The sequence below is a fragment of the Pseudomonas sp. 18.1.10 genome (genome assembly GCF_024655625.1).
GTDB lineage: Bacteria > Pseudomonadota > Gammaproteobacteria > Pseudomonadales > Pseudomonadaceae > Aquipseudomonas.
Map to the genome: position 1 here is coordinate 1 of NZ_JANLGL010000174.1, position 11,558 is coordinate 11,558.

The 11,558-nt window shown below is 61.3% G+C and carries 12 protein-coding genes; 4 read left to right on the plus strand and 8 right to left on the minus strand.

All coding sequences use genetic code 11. The features are described 5' to 3' along the window. Positions 1-84: 84 nt before the first annotated feature. The gene (locus NUV89_RS22775; RefSeq protein WP_257783094.1) at positions 85-1,410 is read right to left on the minus strand and encodes a C4-dicarboxylate transporter DctA; all 1,326 of its coding nucleotides are present in this window, start codon (positions 1,408-1,410) and stop codon (positions 85-87) included. A gap of 218 nt (positions 1,411-1,628) precedes the next feature. Between NUV89_RS22775 and NUV89_RS22780 the strand changes: the two genes are divergently transcribed. Continuing rightward, positions 1,629-2,258, plus strand: a complete 630-nt coding sequence (locus NUV89_RS22780) for a DNA-3-methyladenine glycosylase I (protein ID WP_257783083.1) — start codon at positions 1,629-1,631, stop codon at positions 2,256-2,258. Between the two features lie 134 nt (positions 2,259-2,392). Here the strand turns inward: NUV89_RS22780 and NUV89_RS22785 are convergent, their stop codons facing one another. The 3 genes from NUV89_RS22785 to NUV89_RS22795 form a co-directional block, all read right to left on the minus strand. Then, complete coding sequence (locus NUV89_RS22785) at positions 2,393-2,794, minus strand: cupin domain-containing protein (RefSeq protein WP_257783084.1); 402 nt, start codon at positions 2,792-2,794, stop codon at positions 2,393-2,395. Between the two features lie 96 nt (positions 2,795-2,890). Continuing rightward, complete coding sequence (locus tag NUV89_RS22790; protein WP_257783085.1) at positions 2,891-3,172, minus strand: putative quinol monooxygenase; 282 nt, start codon at positions 3,170-3,172, stop codon at positions 2,891-2,893. An 84-nt stretch (positions 3,173-3,256) separates the two neighbouring features. Next, positions 3,257-4,690, minus strand: a complete 1,434-nt coding sequence (locus NUV89_RS22795) for a PLP-dependent aminotransferase family protein (protein ID WP_257783086.1) — start codon at positions 4,688-4,690, stop codon at positions 3,257-3,259. A gap of 144 nt (positions 4,691-4,834) precedes the next feature. Between NUV89_RS22795 and NUV89_RS22800 the strand changes: the two genes are divergently transcribed. Next, a complete protein-coding gene (locus NUV89_RS22800; protein WP_257783087.1) occupies positions 4,835-5,278 on the plus strand; it encodes a carboxymuconolactone decarboxylase family protein in 444 nt (147 codons plus the stop codon). A 215-nt stretch (positions 5,279-5,493) separates the two neighbouring features. On the opposite strand, the gene NUV89_RS22805 is transcribed toward NUV89_RS22800, so the two are convergent. The 3 genes from NUV89_RS22805 to NUV89_RS22815 all read right to left on the minus strand — a co-directional run bounded on the left by NUV89_RS22805 (position 5,494) and on the right by NUV89_RS22815 (position 8,421). Beyond that, positions 5,494-6,261 (minus strand): SDR family oxidoreductase, encoded by a 768-nt coding sequence (locus NUV89_RS22805; RefSeq protein ID WP_257783088.1) that lies wholly within the window; start codon positions 6,259-6,261, stop codon positions 5,494-5,496. Between the two features lie 9 nt (positions 6,262-6,270). Then, complete coding sequence (locus NUV89_RS22810; RefSeq protein ID WP_257783089.1) at positions 6,271-7,338, minus strand: phosphotransferase family protein; 1,068 nt, start codon at positions 7,336-7,338, stop codon at positions 6,271-6,273. A gap of 129 nt (positions 7,339-7,467) precedes the next feature. Further along, the gene (locus NUV89_RS22815; protein ID WP_257783090.1) at positions 7,468-8,421 is read right to left on the minus strand and encodes a 2-hydroxyacid dehydrogenase; all 954 of its coding nucleotides are present in this window, start codon (positions 8,419-8,421) and stop codon (positions 7,468-7,470) included. A 515-nt stretch (positions 8,422-8,936) separates the two neighbouring features. Here NUV89_RS22815 and NUV89_RS22820 point away from each other — a divergent pair. Continuing rightward, the gene (locus NUV89_RS22820) at positions 8,937-9,269 is read left to right on the plus strand and encodes a hypothetical protein (RefSeq protein ID WP_257783091.1); all 333 of its coding nucleotides are present in this window, start codon (positions 8,937-8,939) and stop codon (positions 9,267-9,269) included. Positions 9,270-9,273: 4 nt separating this feature from the next. On the opposite strand, the gene NUV89_RS22825 is transcribed toward NUV89_RS22820, so the two are convergent. Then, on the minus strand, positions 9,274-9,798 hold the full coding sequence (locus tag NUV89_RS22825) for a cysteine hydrolase family protein (protein ID WP_257783092.1): 525 nt from the start codon (positions 9,796-9,798) through the stop codon (positions 9,274-9,276). Positions 9,799-10,189: 391 nt separating this feature from the next. Here NUV89_RS22825 and NUV89_RS22830 point away from each other — a divergent pair, with 391 nt between their 5' ends. Continuing rightward, positions 10,190-11,467, plus strand: a complete 1,278-nt coding sequence (locus NUV89_RS22830; RefSeq protein ID WP_257783093.1) for a serine/threonine transporter — start codon at positions 10,190-10,192, stop codon at positions 11,465-11,467. Positions 11,468-11,558: the final 91 nt, after the last annotated feature.

Here is an 11,558-nt window from a genome sequence, read left to right on the forward strand (position 1 = left end):
TCAGTCACCACATTTGCAGGCTGAACCACCGCATTCGCGAGCAAGCCCGCTCCCACATTGGACCTGCGTCGCTCATGAGATGGGTCAGAACTCCTGGTGCGCCGGCAACACCGGTTTCTTGGCCTGAAAGGCATACCCTTGCTGCCCGTCCAGCACCTTGTTGGCACGCTGCAGGTCGATGTCTTTCTCCCAACGGGCAATCGCCACGGTGGCGACGCAGTTGCCGATCAGGTTGGTCAGTGCGCGGCCAATGCCCATGAACCAATCCACCGCCAGCACCAGCACCAGGCCCACCACGGGAATCGCCGGGATGGCCGTGAGGGTCGCCGCCAGGATCACCAGCGCCGAACCCGGAATGCCGTGGGCACCTTTGGAGGTAATCAGCGACACCAGCAGGATGGTCATCAGATCGGTCATCGACAGCGGCGTGCCGGTGGCGTTGGCGATAAACACGATGGCCAGGGTCAGGTAGATCGAGAAACCGTCGAGGTTGAACGAATACCCCGTTGGAATCACCAGGCCGACGGTGGAGCTGCCGATACCCAGGTGCTCCAGTTTACGCATGATCTGTGGCAGCACGGCGTCGGAGGAGGCGGTGCCCATCACGATCAGCAGTTCTTCGCGCAGGTACTTGAGCAGCGGCAGCATGCGCAGGCCCGACAGGCGCATCACCAGGCCGAGGATCAGCCCGACGAAGGCGAAGCAGGTCAGGTAGAACAGGCCTACCAGGCTGCCCAGGTGTTGCAGCGAGTCCAGGCCGTAGGTACTGGTGGTGAAGGCAATCGCCCCAAACACACCAATCGGCGCCAGGCGCACGATCATGCCCATGATGCGAAAGATCACATGGCTCAGCTCGTTTATCAGGCGCGAGATGCCCGACGCTGCTTCGCCCACCAGGTTCAGCGCGCTGCCGAACAGCACCGAGAACAGCAGCACTTGCAGCACGTTGTTCTCGGCGAAGGCGCCGATCACCGAGTTGGGGATCAGGTCCATCAGGAACTGGCTGGTGCCGCGAATATGCTGGCCCTTGTCGGCCAGTTCATTCAGGCCGGCCGACGACAGCTGTTCCAAGTGGATATTGGCGCCGGTGCCGATGCCGGTACTGAAGGCCATGACCAGGCCGATCACCAGGGCAACGGTGGTGAGGATTTCAAAGTAGATCACCGACTTGAGGCCGATGCGCCCGACTTTCTTCAAGTCGCCGGCACCGGAGATGCCGCTGACCACCACGCAGAACACGATCAGGCCGATCAGCATTTTGATCAGCTTGATAAAACCGTCACCGAGGGGTTTGAGTTGTGTGGAGAATTCGGGAAGGGCCAGGCCGCAAACAACGCCTAGCATCAGGCCGATCACGACTTGCAGGAAAATCGAACGCGAGCACCATCTGAGCATGGGAGGGATCTCTATTCGGGTGCCCTGGTGGTTCCAGGGCTTAATTGTTGTGGTCATACCGGTAAGTCCAGTGCGCGGCCAGTCTACGCTCGGCTTTTTTGAAATCACAAGTAAAAATTCGGTGGTTGACCGGACCCGGTCTGACCAGTTGGTCGATGAGGGCGATGCTTGAGCGGTTGGTGGGCTGGAAAATTTTTCGCTTATCATCCGCTGCTCGGCACATGAGGTGATGGATGGATAGACCAGGACTGACCACCGACGCCACCGGGCAGACCTACTGCACCTGGCGCACGTCGGCGCCGCAATACCCGCATTACCACGACCACGAGTGGGGCGTGCCGGTGGCGGATGACGTTCAGCTGTACGAAAAGATTTGCCTGGAAGGCTTCCAGGCCGGCATGGCGTGGATCACCATCCTGCGCAAGCGCGAGCAGTTTCGGGCGGCGTTCGAGGGCTTTGATTTTCGCCGGGTGGCGCAGTACGGCGAGGCTGATATCGAGCGGCTGATGCAGGACGAGGGCATTGTGCGCAATCGGGCGAAGATCGTGTCCACCATCAACAATGCACGCAGGGCGTGTGAGCTGGTGGATGAGATGGGGTCGTTGGCGCGCTGGTTGTGGGCGTTTGAACCGGCTGAGGCGGAGCGACCGGCGCGGGTGGATATGGCGTACTGGACGGGCAACCCGACGTCGCCAGCGTCGGTGCGCTTGTCGAAAGCGCTGAAGAAGCGCGGCTGGACCTATGTGGGGCCAACCACGATGTATGCGTTGATGCAGGCGATGGGGATGGTCAACGATCATCTGGAAGGGTGCCTGTGCCGGCCCCGGATCGAGCAGTTACGGCGCCAGTTCAAACGACCCTAAATCCCTGAAAACACACAGTTCAACCTGTGGGAGCTGGCTTGCCTGCGATAGTGATGTATCAGTACCAGATGGGTTGGCTGACCCACCGCTATCGCAGGCAAGCCAGCTCCCACAGGGTTTTGTGGTGTGACGGGTTACTTAGGCAGCGGGGTCAGCACCTCGGCCTTATCATCCAGCACCATCACCACCAGCAACCTGGCCGGCTTGGTCTGGCTGGCATTGCTCGATTCAAAATGCCGCGACCCCGCCGGCTCATAGAACGATTCACCGACCTTGTAGGTGATCGCCTTCTCATCATTGACCCGCGAGGTGATTTCGCCTTCCAGCACGTAGGCCACGGCGGTGCCGGTGTGGCTGTGGGGCACGGTGGCCTGCCCTGGTGCATAGTCCACGGTGAGCATGATGGTTTTCTTGCCGGGCACATTGGTCAGCGCGTGTTCTTGCAGGACCTTGATCGATTCCTGGTTGTACACCGGTTCGTGGGCAAAGGCGCTGAGGGAGGCGAGCATCAGGGAGGCAGCGAGCAGTCGTTTCATGGCGAAGTTTCCGAGTGGTTCGAGACCTGTTCACCCTACGCCGCGTGGCCGGGGTCACCAATAACCAATCCCGGTGAAGTGCAGGAGGCCAATGCCCTAATGGTCGAACACCAGGCGGCTGGCCAGGCGTTCACCCGTCAGGTCGATGAACCCTTGCAGGGCCGGCAGGGCGAAGTGCGCGTTGCGTTGTTCGGCGCAGGCCCAGTGGCCGCTGACGGTCCACTGGTTGGGGTCTAGCGGGCTGCGGCACACGTTGTAGCCCAGGCAGCCTGGGCTGCTGCGCACGGTTTGCGCGATGTGTTGCAGGCGCTCGCCCAACTCCCTGGAGCGCCCGGCGGCGGCGCGGACATGGACAGTGTTGAAGGCACAGGCAGGCATGGCGATGGTCTCCGGGGCGGGTGGCAGTGCACAGGCTAGAGCCTTGTCGTGCCAGTACCAATGACCAATCTGGCGGTAAATGCCCTAGCCAATCTGCAGCAGGATGTCGCGCACCCGGTCCAGGGCCGGGTCGATGTCCAGGGTCTCGATGGCGCCAAAGCCGATGATTAGCCCCGGGCGTACCGGCGCGTCATGGAAAAACACGTCCAACGGGTACAAGCCGACTTCCACCTGTCGCGCCAACTGCATCAGCAGCGGGATATCGATCGCCACCTTGCACAGCGCCCCCATGTGGAACCCGGCCACGGTGGGTACCGCTTCGAACCAGGGCGACAAGTCCCCGGCCAGCCGTTGCAGGATGCGCTCGCGGCGCCCGGCATACACGGTGTGGCAGCGGCGGATGTGCTTGAGCAGGTAACCTTCGCTGATGAACTTGGCCAGCGCCCACTGCGGCAAGGTGGAGCTGTGCTGGTCGGTCAATTGCTTGGCCTTGAGCACGGCGCCCTGGATCGCCGGTGGCAGCACCGCGTAACCCAGGCGCAATTCGGGCAGCAGGGTTTTCGAGAAGGTGCCGACGTAGGTCACCACGCCACGGTTGTCCATGCTTTGCAGGGAATCGGTGGGGCGGCCTTCGTAGCGGAACTCGCTGTCGTAGTCGTCTTCGATGATGATCGCCCCCAGCTCGAAGGCGCGCGCCAGCAGGGCTTCGCGGCGTGGCACGCTCATGGGCATGCCGAGGGGGAATTGGTGGGACGGCGTCACGTAGATCAGGCGCGTGCCGTCGGGGATCCTGTCGACCTGGATACCCTGTTCGTCCACCGGCACGCTGGCGACGCTGGCCCCCATCGCCACGAACAGCTGGCGCGCCGGGCTGTAGCCGGGGTCTTCCATGGCCACAATGCTGCCCGGTTCCAGCACCACGCGGGCGATCAGGTCCAGCGCCTGCTGCGCGCCGTTGGTGACCACGATGTCGCTGTCACGGCATCTGACCCCCCGCGAAAACGCAATATGCCCGGCAATGGCGCTGCGCAAGGCTGGCAAGCCCTCGGGCTGGCTGTAGAAACCGCTGTTCTGCGCGATGCGCCGCAGGGCGTCCTGGGTGCAGCGCCGCCATTCATCCTGGGGGAACTGGTTGCGGCTGGTGGCGCCGCCGATAAATTCGTAGCGCAAGGTGCTATCGCGCGTGGGGTGGCGCATGGGCGAGGGCAGGGCTTGCCACTGTGCCAGGCTGGCGGCGCAGGCCAGGTCAGTGGCCGATTGTTGGCGTTCCGCCTGGGGCGCATGGGCGTTGACGAAGGTGCCACGGCCGGTCTTGCCCACCAGCAGGCCTTCGTAGGTCAGGGTGGCGTAGGTGTCGGACACGGTCTTGCGCGACACCCCCAACTGTTCGGCCAGCAAGCGGCTGGGCGGTAATTGCGCACCAGCCGCCAGGCGCCCGGAGCGGATGGCTTCGCGCAGTTGCTGGTACAGCTGTTCGGCCAGATCCTTGCGGCCGTTAATCACCACGTGCAGTTCCATGTTGTATCCCAAGGCTTCAGTCTGCGCCAAGACTACGCGCTGGCGCGGTGGGCGCAAAATGGTCTGCGCATAAACCGCCCGATTGGCTATAGGGCTTATGCCGTGGGGGTTCTAGGCTGGGCTGTCATTTCAGAGAAGCACTCCATGGAACCCCGTCTGGATTACTACACGGCTTCACCGCAAGCGCTCAAGGCCATGTTGATGCTGGAGGCGAACACCTTTGGCCTGTCGATCGAACAGCCGTTGCTGGAGTTGATCAAGATCCGTGTCTCGCAGCTCAACCACTGTGGCTTTTGCACAGACATGCACTCGATGGCGGCACGTCAGCGTGGTGAGACCGAACGGCGTTTGTTTGCGCTGTGTGTGTGGCGCGATTCACCGTTTTTCACCGCGCGGGAGAAGGCCGCATTGGCCTGGAGCGAGTCGGTGGCGGCGCTGCCTACCTCCCAGGTGTCGGATGCGCTCTTTGCCGCCGTGCGTGTGGAATTCAGCGAAGAAGAACTGGTGGACCTGACCATGGCGGTGTCCAGCATCAGTGGCTGGAACCGATTGGCGGTGAGCTTTCGCCAGCAACCGCCGAATGCTTGATTGAGCTGAGCAGAGCTCAATCTGTGGGCCAGTCAGGTACTTTGCCAGCTGTGCTGCCGTCATCGTAGGCAAGCCAGCTCCCACAGGGGGTGGGTGGTGTTGTTGGGATGGTGGTCTGGCTTTCGGATTTGGCGCCGGGCGCGTTCTGTCTGCTGAGGGAGATCAAAGGTGGGAGCTGGCTTGCCTGCGATAGCGGTGGACCAGCTCCCACAGGTTCAGGACAGGAACCCGCCATCCACATTCAGTGCAACGCCGGTGGTGTAGCTCGACGCATCGCTGGCCAGATACAGCACCGCACCCGCCATTTCGCTCGGGTCAGCCACGCGCTTGAGTGGGATCTGCGCCAGTGCGGTTTTCAGGATGGCGTCGTTCTTCACCAGTGCCGAGGCGAACTTGGTGTCGGTCAGGCCCGGCAGCAGGGCGTTGCAACGAATGCCGAACGCGGCGCATTCCTTGGCGAACACCTTGGTCATGTTGATCACGGCGGCCTTGGTCACCGAATAGATGCCTTGGAACACGCCGGGGGAGATGCCGTTGATCGACGCCACGTTGATGATGCTGCCACCGCCGTTCTCGCGCATCAGCTTGCCGGCTTCCACTGACATGAAGAAGTAGCCGCGAATGTTCACGTCCACGGTCTTCTGGAACGCGCCGAGATCGGTGTCCAGCACGTTGCAGAACTGTGGGTTGGTCGCCGCGTTGTTGACCAGGATGTCCAGGCGGCCGAACTGTTCGCGAATCCCGGCGAACACCTGGGCAATCTGCTCCATTTCACCGATATGGCAGGCAATGGCCGTGGCCTTGCCGCCGTCGGCGATGATTGCGTCGGCCACGTGCTGGCAACCGTCCAGTTTGCGGCTGGAGACAATCACGTGGGCGCCTTGCTGGGCCAGCAACTTGGCGATGGCTTCACCGATGCCACGGCTCGCGCCGGAAACAAAGGCAATCTTGCCGTCGAGGTCGAACAGGTTGGTCTTGGACATGGGGGTTCCTTAGAGGGCTGATTTAGCAATCACATTCAGGCTCATCTGCTCCAGCAGCTTGTTCATGTGGATGAACTGCGCAAAGCGTTTGTCCTGGGTCTGGCCATGGAAGAAGCGGTAGTAGATCTGCTGCACGATGCCGGCCAGGCGGAACAGGCCGTAGGTGTAGTAGAAGTCGAAATTGTCGATCTGCAGGCCCGCGCGTTCGGCGTAGTAGTCGGCGAACTCGCGGCGGGTGAGCATGCCGGGGGCGTTGCTCGGTTGGCGGCGCATCAGTTGCACCGGTGCCGGGTCGGCGGCTTCGATCCAGTAGGCGAGGGTGTTGCCCAGGTCCATCAGCGGGTCGCCGAGGGTGGTCAGCTCCCAGTCCAGCACGCCGATGATCTGCATCGGGTTGTGCGGGTCGAGGATCACGTTATCGAAGCGGTAATCGTTGTGTACGATGCTGGAGGTGGGGTGGTCGGCCGGCATCTTGTCGTTGAGCCAGGCGCGCACGGCTTCCCAGCGTGGGGCGTCGGGGGTCAGGGCTTTTTCGTAGCGATCGCTCCAGCCGCTGATCTGCCGCGCCACATAACCTTCGGGCTTGCCCAGGTCGGCCAAGCCACACGCGGTGTAGTCCACCTGGTGCAGTTCGACGAACTTGTCGATAAAACTCTTGCACAGTGCCTCGGTCTTCGCCGCGTCCAGGCCCAGTGCGGGCGGCAGGTCGGAGCGCAGGATGATGCCGTTGACGCGCTCCATCACATAGAACTCGGCGCCGATCACCGACTCGTCGGTGCAATGCACATAGGCCTTGGGGCAGTACGGAAAGCCGTCCTTGAGCCTGTTGAGAATGCGGAATTCGCGGCCCATGTCGTGGGCGGACTTGGCCTTGTGGCCAAAGGGCGGGCGACGCAGGACGAATTCCTGGCCAGGGTATTCCAGCAGGTAAGTCAGGTTGGACGCACCGCCCGGGAACTGGCTGATGGTCGGCGTGCCGCTCAGGCCGGGGATATGGGCCTTGAGGTAGGGATCGATCAGGCTGGCATCAAGTTCTTCGCCTGCTCGGATCTGGGTCGATTGGTCGTTCAGCGCCATGCTTATCCCTTCTGCTTATTCTAAAGGCCTCGGACTATTTCCTAATCTAATGCGCACCACCGCCCAGCGACAAGGTCGGGGCGGCTTAATAGGTTAGCGTGTTGGATGATAATCAGCGTGCCTGATCGGTCATTTTGCGGGCGGGGGTAACGCGACGGGCGTGAGCACCGGGCGCCCGGCAAAGTATTCCAGCAGGTTGTCGGCCACGCGCTGCACGGTGTCGTGGGCGGCTTCCGGCGACAGGCCGGCGACATGGGAGGTGAGCACGGTGTTGCTCAAGCGCTTGAGGGCGTCGGGCACCTGGGGTTCGTCGTCGAATACGTCCAGGGCCGCGCCACCGATGCGGCGTTGCTCGAGGGCGGCCACCAGGTCGGCGGTAACGACCACGCTGCCGCGCCCGATGTTGACCAAATAACCATTGGGCCCGAGTGCGTCGAGGGCGTGGCGATCGATCAAGTGGCGGGTGCTGGCGCCGCCGGGTGTGGCGAGGATCAGGAAGTCCGAGGTGCGTGCCAGTTCCACCGCTGTTGCGCAGTAGGTGTAGTCCACATCATCGCGGGGCTGGCGGTTGTGGTAGCTGATTTCCATGCCGAAACCCAGGGCCGCGCGCTTGGCGATCTCCAGTCCCACGGCACCCAGCCCGAGAATGCCCAGCTGCTTGCCGCCCAGGGACGGGCGCATGACCTTGGGCCATTCGTTGCGCCGTACGGCGGCGTCGGTCTGCGGGATGCCGCGTACCAGGGACAGCAGCAGTGCCATGGCGTGGTCGGCCACTGAAGGCGCGTTCACGCCAGCGCCGTTGGTGACGACGATCCCGCGATTGCTGGCGGCTTGCAGGTCCACATGTTCGTAGCCGGCGCCGATCACGCAGATGATTTCCAGCAAGGGCAGGGCGGCGATTTCTTCGGCGTACAAACCCAGTGGGCCACGGGTCAGCACCGCCTTGATCTGCCCGCCGTGGGCCTTGATGGCCTGGGCGCGCTCGGCGGGCGTCGGCGCCAGAATCACGTGGAAGTCATCGTTTTCGATGATGTGCAGGTATTCGTTGATGGTTTCAACCAGAACCAGAACAGTGGTGGACATCGGAAGGCTCTTCCTGAAGGGTTTGAGGGGGGAGTATGCGGGATTTGTAAGACGGAGCGTTTTACTGAAATAGAAAATTTTCTTCTTTCGTAAGGCCATTCTGAATTTTCTGGCCGTTCGTCCTGGGGGGATTTGCTGGGCCAGACTTTGCGGACTTTCCCTCTAGCAGAGACGACATGGATGCCTGTTCCTGCAACGCTCGAAGAAGAGATTCAATGGACCCCGTATGGATACAAACACTACCCTCCGACCGCTGTTTCCTGGAGGGCAGTCATTGCCGGAACCTTGCACGGTCCGGCCAAGTACAGGCCAGGTATCGCTATTGAAATGCTTGAAAGAGAGGCCTATAAAAATGGGACGTCAGCCACCAATGGGAGGCCTTGGAAAGTGATGGAGCATCAACACTGTATAGGTGCGTGCCAAGGAAAACTCAGCCGCTGGGTTCGAATAGAACTGAGTGGTGGCGCTATCCATGGTCATCCTATTTCCGAACAGGAGTTCAGGAGGTTAACAAATTGATTCCACTCAAGTTTGCCGGTGGCACGATCACTCACGACGACTTGTCGCTCTTGCAGGACGGCGCCGTGTCGGAGCAGGTCGATCTGCTGAAAGAAGACATGCTTCAGGTTGAATTTGCCGGCGGTTTCCTACTGGATGTGGGTTGGTACCCGGAGTTCGATGCTGCGGGTGGCTTTCGGATAAATGTCATCAGGAATCACGATTGGAACCGGCCTGTCGTTGCACTGACGGCCCACGAAACCGCTGAGCTCCTGGAGAAACTGGATATCGCGCAGAACGCCATAGAAGGCGAACTGCACAATTCTTCTCTAGAAAACTCAGCTTTTTAGCCAATCAACCCCAAATATCCATAGCCCTCACCCGTTTCACAAACGCCCCCGCCAACGTCGCATTGTGATGCTCGATGATCGCGTGCGCGCTGAGTGCCGGAGTGTCCATACAAGTGTGGCCATCCTCGGGCAATATCACCGAATACCCCAGCTCAACGGCTACTCGGCAAGTCGTATCGAGGCAGAACTGGGTTTTCATGCCGACAATCACCAGTTCATTGACCTGCGCCGCATTCAGTTGCTGCGCCAGATCCGTTCCCAGAAAACAGCTGGGGCGGGTTTTATTGAACAGGTTGTCGCGGGATTCATCCACGTCCAGGCCGTGCCACAGCTGCCACAGCGGGCTGCCCGCGGCGATGGGCGAACCCTGCGGGCCGGTGTGGCGGGCGACGAAGATCGGCGCGTTGGCGTTGCGGGCGCGCTGGATCAGTTGGTTGATGGTGGCGAGTACACGTTCGCGCTCAAAAGGCTTCTGCGGGCCGTCGTAGAGGCCGGTTTGCATGTCGATAATCAGCAGGGCGTCAGCCATGGTGTTGCTCCTTGTGATTGCCAGTCGGGCGGAGCAATAAAAAGGCCCCGTCCATTGCTGGCGGGGCCTTGGGGTGAATCTGTGAAGTGTTTAGCTTAACCCCCCACAGCCACCGCGCGACCCGCCGATAGCGGTCGTGGTGGTGGTGGTGGTGCGGGTGAGGTGCAGCTGAATAACGTTCATGGCCCGATCATGCTGAGATCGACGCCAGGTTGTCAACAAATGTGTCTGCCACAGGTGCGGCGTGTCGATATACCACGCCACCGTTCCTCAGCTAAGTCTTTGCTTATTCACAAGAATCCCGGACAATCCGGCCCCTTCTATGGTCGGGGCGCTGCCTGTCAGGTTTTTCTGACTCGTCCCGGCCGTGTAAATGCGGAGATCCGACCGGATGAATGATCAGGCCAATAGCGTTGACGAACGCTATGCATCGACACCTGCAACCCTCACAAGCTGGAGCCGCCAGGACACCACCTGGATGCTTGGCCTGTTCGGCACGGCCATTGGCGCCGGCACCTTGTTCCTGCCCATCAACGCTGGCCTGGGCGGTTTCTGGCCGCTGTTGATCCTGGCATTGCTGGCATTCCCGATGACGTTCTTCGCGCACCGTGGCCTGACCCGCTTCGTCCTGTCCGGTCGTGACGGCTCCGACATCACCGACGTGGTCGAAGAGCACTTCGGCATCACCGCAGGTGCGATGATTACCCTGCTGTACTTCTTTGCGATCTTCCCGATCCTGCTGATCTACAGCGTCGCATTGACCAACACCGTCAGCAGCTTCATGGAACACCAACTGCACATCATGCCGCCGCCACGGGCGATCCTGGCGTTTGTGCTGATCCTCGGCCTGCTGGCCGTGGTGCGTTGCGGTGAGCGCGTGATCGTCAAGGCCATGAGCCTGATGGTGTACCCGTTTATCGTCGCGTTGCTGTTCCTCGCGGTGTACCTGATCCCACATTGGACCGGTGGCATCCTCAGCACCGCCAGCGTGGTGCCTGAACCCTCGGCGTTGCTCAGCACCCTGTGGCTGGCGATTCCGGTGATGGTGTTCTCGTTCAACCACTCGCCGATCATCTCGGCCTTCGCGGTGGACCAGAAGCGCCAGTACGGCGCACATGCCGATGAGCGCAGTTCGCAGATCCTGTCCCGCGCGCACCTGTTGATGGTGGTGATGGTGCTGTTCTTCGTGTTCAGCTGCGTGCTGACCCTGTCGCCGGCGCAACTGGCCGAAGCGAAAGCGCAGAACCTGTCGATCCTGTCGTACCTGGCCAACCACTTCGACAACCCGACCATCGCGTTTGCCGCGCCGTTGATCGCGTTCGTGGCGATTGCCAAGTCGTTCCTGGGCCACTACATCGGCGCCAGCGAAGGCCTCAAGGGCTTGGTGGTCAAGACCGGTCGCCGCCCGGCACCGAAGACCCTGGACCGCATGACCGCCGCGTTCATGCTGGTGGTGTGCTGGATCGTCGCCACGCTTAACCCAAGTATCCTCGGCATGATCGAATCCTTGGGCGGCCCGGTGATTGCGTCGATTCTGTTCCTGATGCCGATGTACGCGATTCGCAAGGTGCCGGCCATGGCCAAGTACCGTGGGCAGGCTTCCAATGTGTTCGTTACGGCGGTAGGCCTGGTGGCGATTACGGCGGTGGTGTATTCGCTGATTGCTTGAGCTTGAGTACGGTCGCTAAGACTGTGCAGTACTAAAGTGTGGGAGCTGGCTTGCCTGCGATAGCGGTAGTTCAGTCACTGTATGGGTGACT

What these genes read in the sequence shown, in the direction of transcription:
- NUV89_RS22785 (WP_257783084.1), bottom strand. Translation starts at nt 2,794, where the DNA reads ATGAAACGACTGCTCGCTGCCTCCCTGATGCTCGCCTCCCTCAGCGCC.
- NUV89_RS22815 (WP_257783090.1), bottom strand. Translation starts at nt 8,421, where the DNA reads ATGTCCACCACTGTTCTGGTTCTGGTTGAAACCATCAACGAATACCTG.
- NUV89_RS22825 (WP_257783092.1), bottom strand. Translation starts at nt 9,798, where the DNA reads ATGGCTGACGCCCTGCTGATTATCGACATGCAAACCGGCCTCTACGAC.
- NUV89_RS22790 (WP_257783085.1), bottom strand. Translation starts at nt 3,172, where the DNA reads ATGCCTGCCTGTGCCTTCAACACTGTCCATGTCCGCGCCGCCGCCGGG.
- NUV89_RS22780 (WP_257783083.1), top strand. Translation starts at nt 1,629, where the DNA reads ATGGATAGACCAGGACTGACCACCGACGCCACCGGGCAGACCTACTGC.
- NUV89_RS22805 (WP_257783088.1), bottom strand. Translation starts at nt 6,261, where the DNA reads ATGTCCAAGACCAACCTGTTCGACCTCGACGGCAAGATTGCCTTTGTT.
- NUV89_RS22795 (WP_257783086.1), bottom strand. Translation starts at nt 4,690, where the DNA reads ATGGAACTGCACGTGGTGATTAACGGCCGCAAGGATCTGGCCGAACAG.
- NUV89_RS22800 (WP_257783087.1), top strand. Translation starts at nt 4,835, where the DNA reads ATGGAACCCCGTCTGGATTACTACACGGCTTCACCGCAAGCGCTCAAG.
- NUV89_RS22830 (WP_257783093.1), top strand. Translation starts at nt 10,190, where the DNA reads ATGAATGATCAGGCCAATAGCGTTGACGAACGCTATGCATCGACACCT.
- NUV89_RS22810 (WP_257783089.1), bottom strand. Translation starts at nt 7,338, where the DNA reads ATGGCGCTGAACGACCAATCGACCCAGATCCGAGCAGGCGAAGAACTT.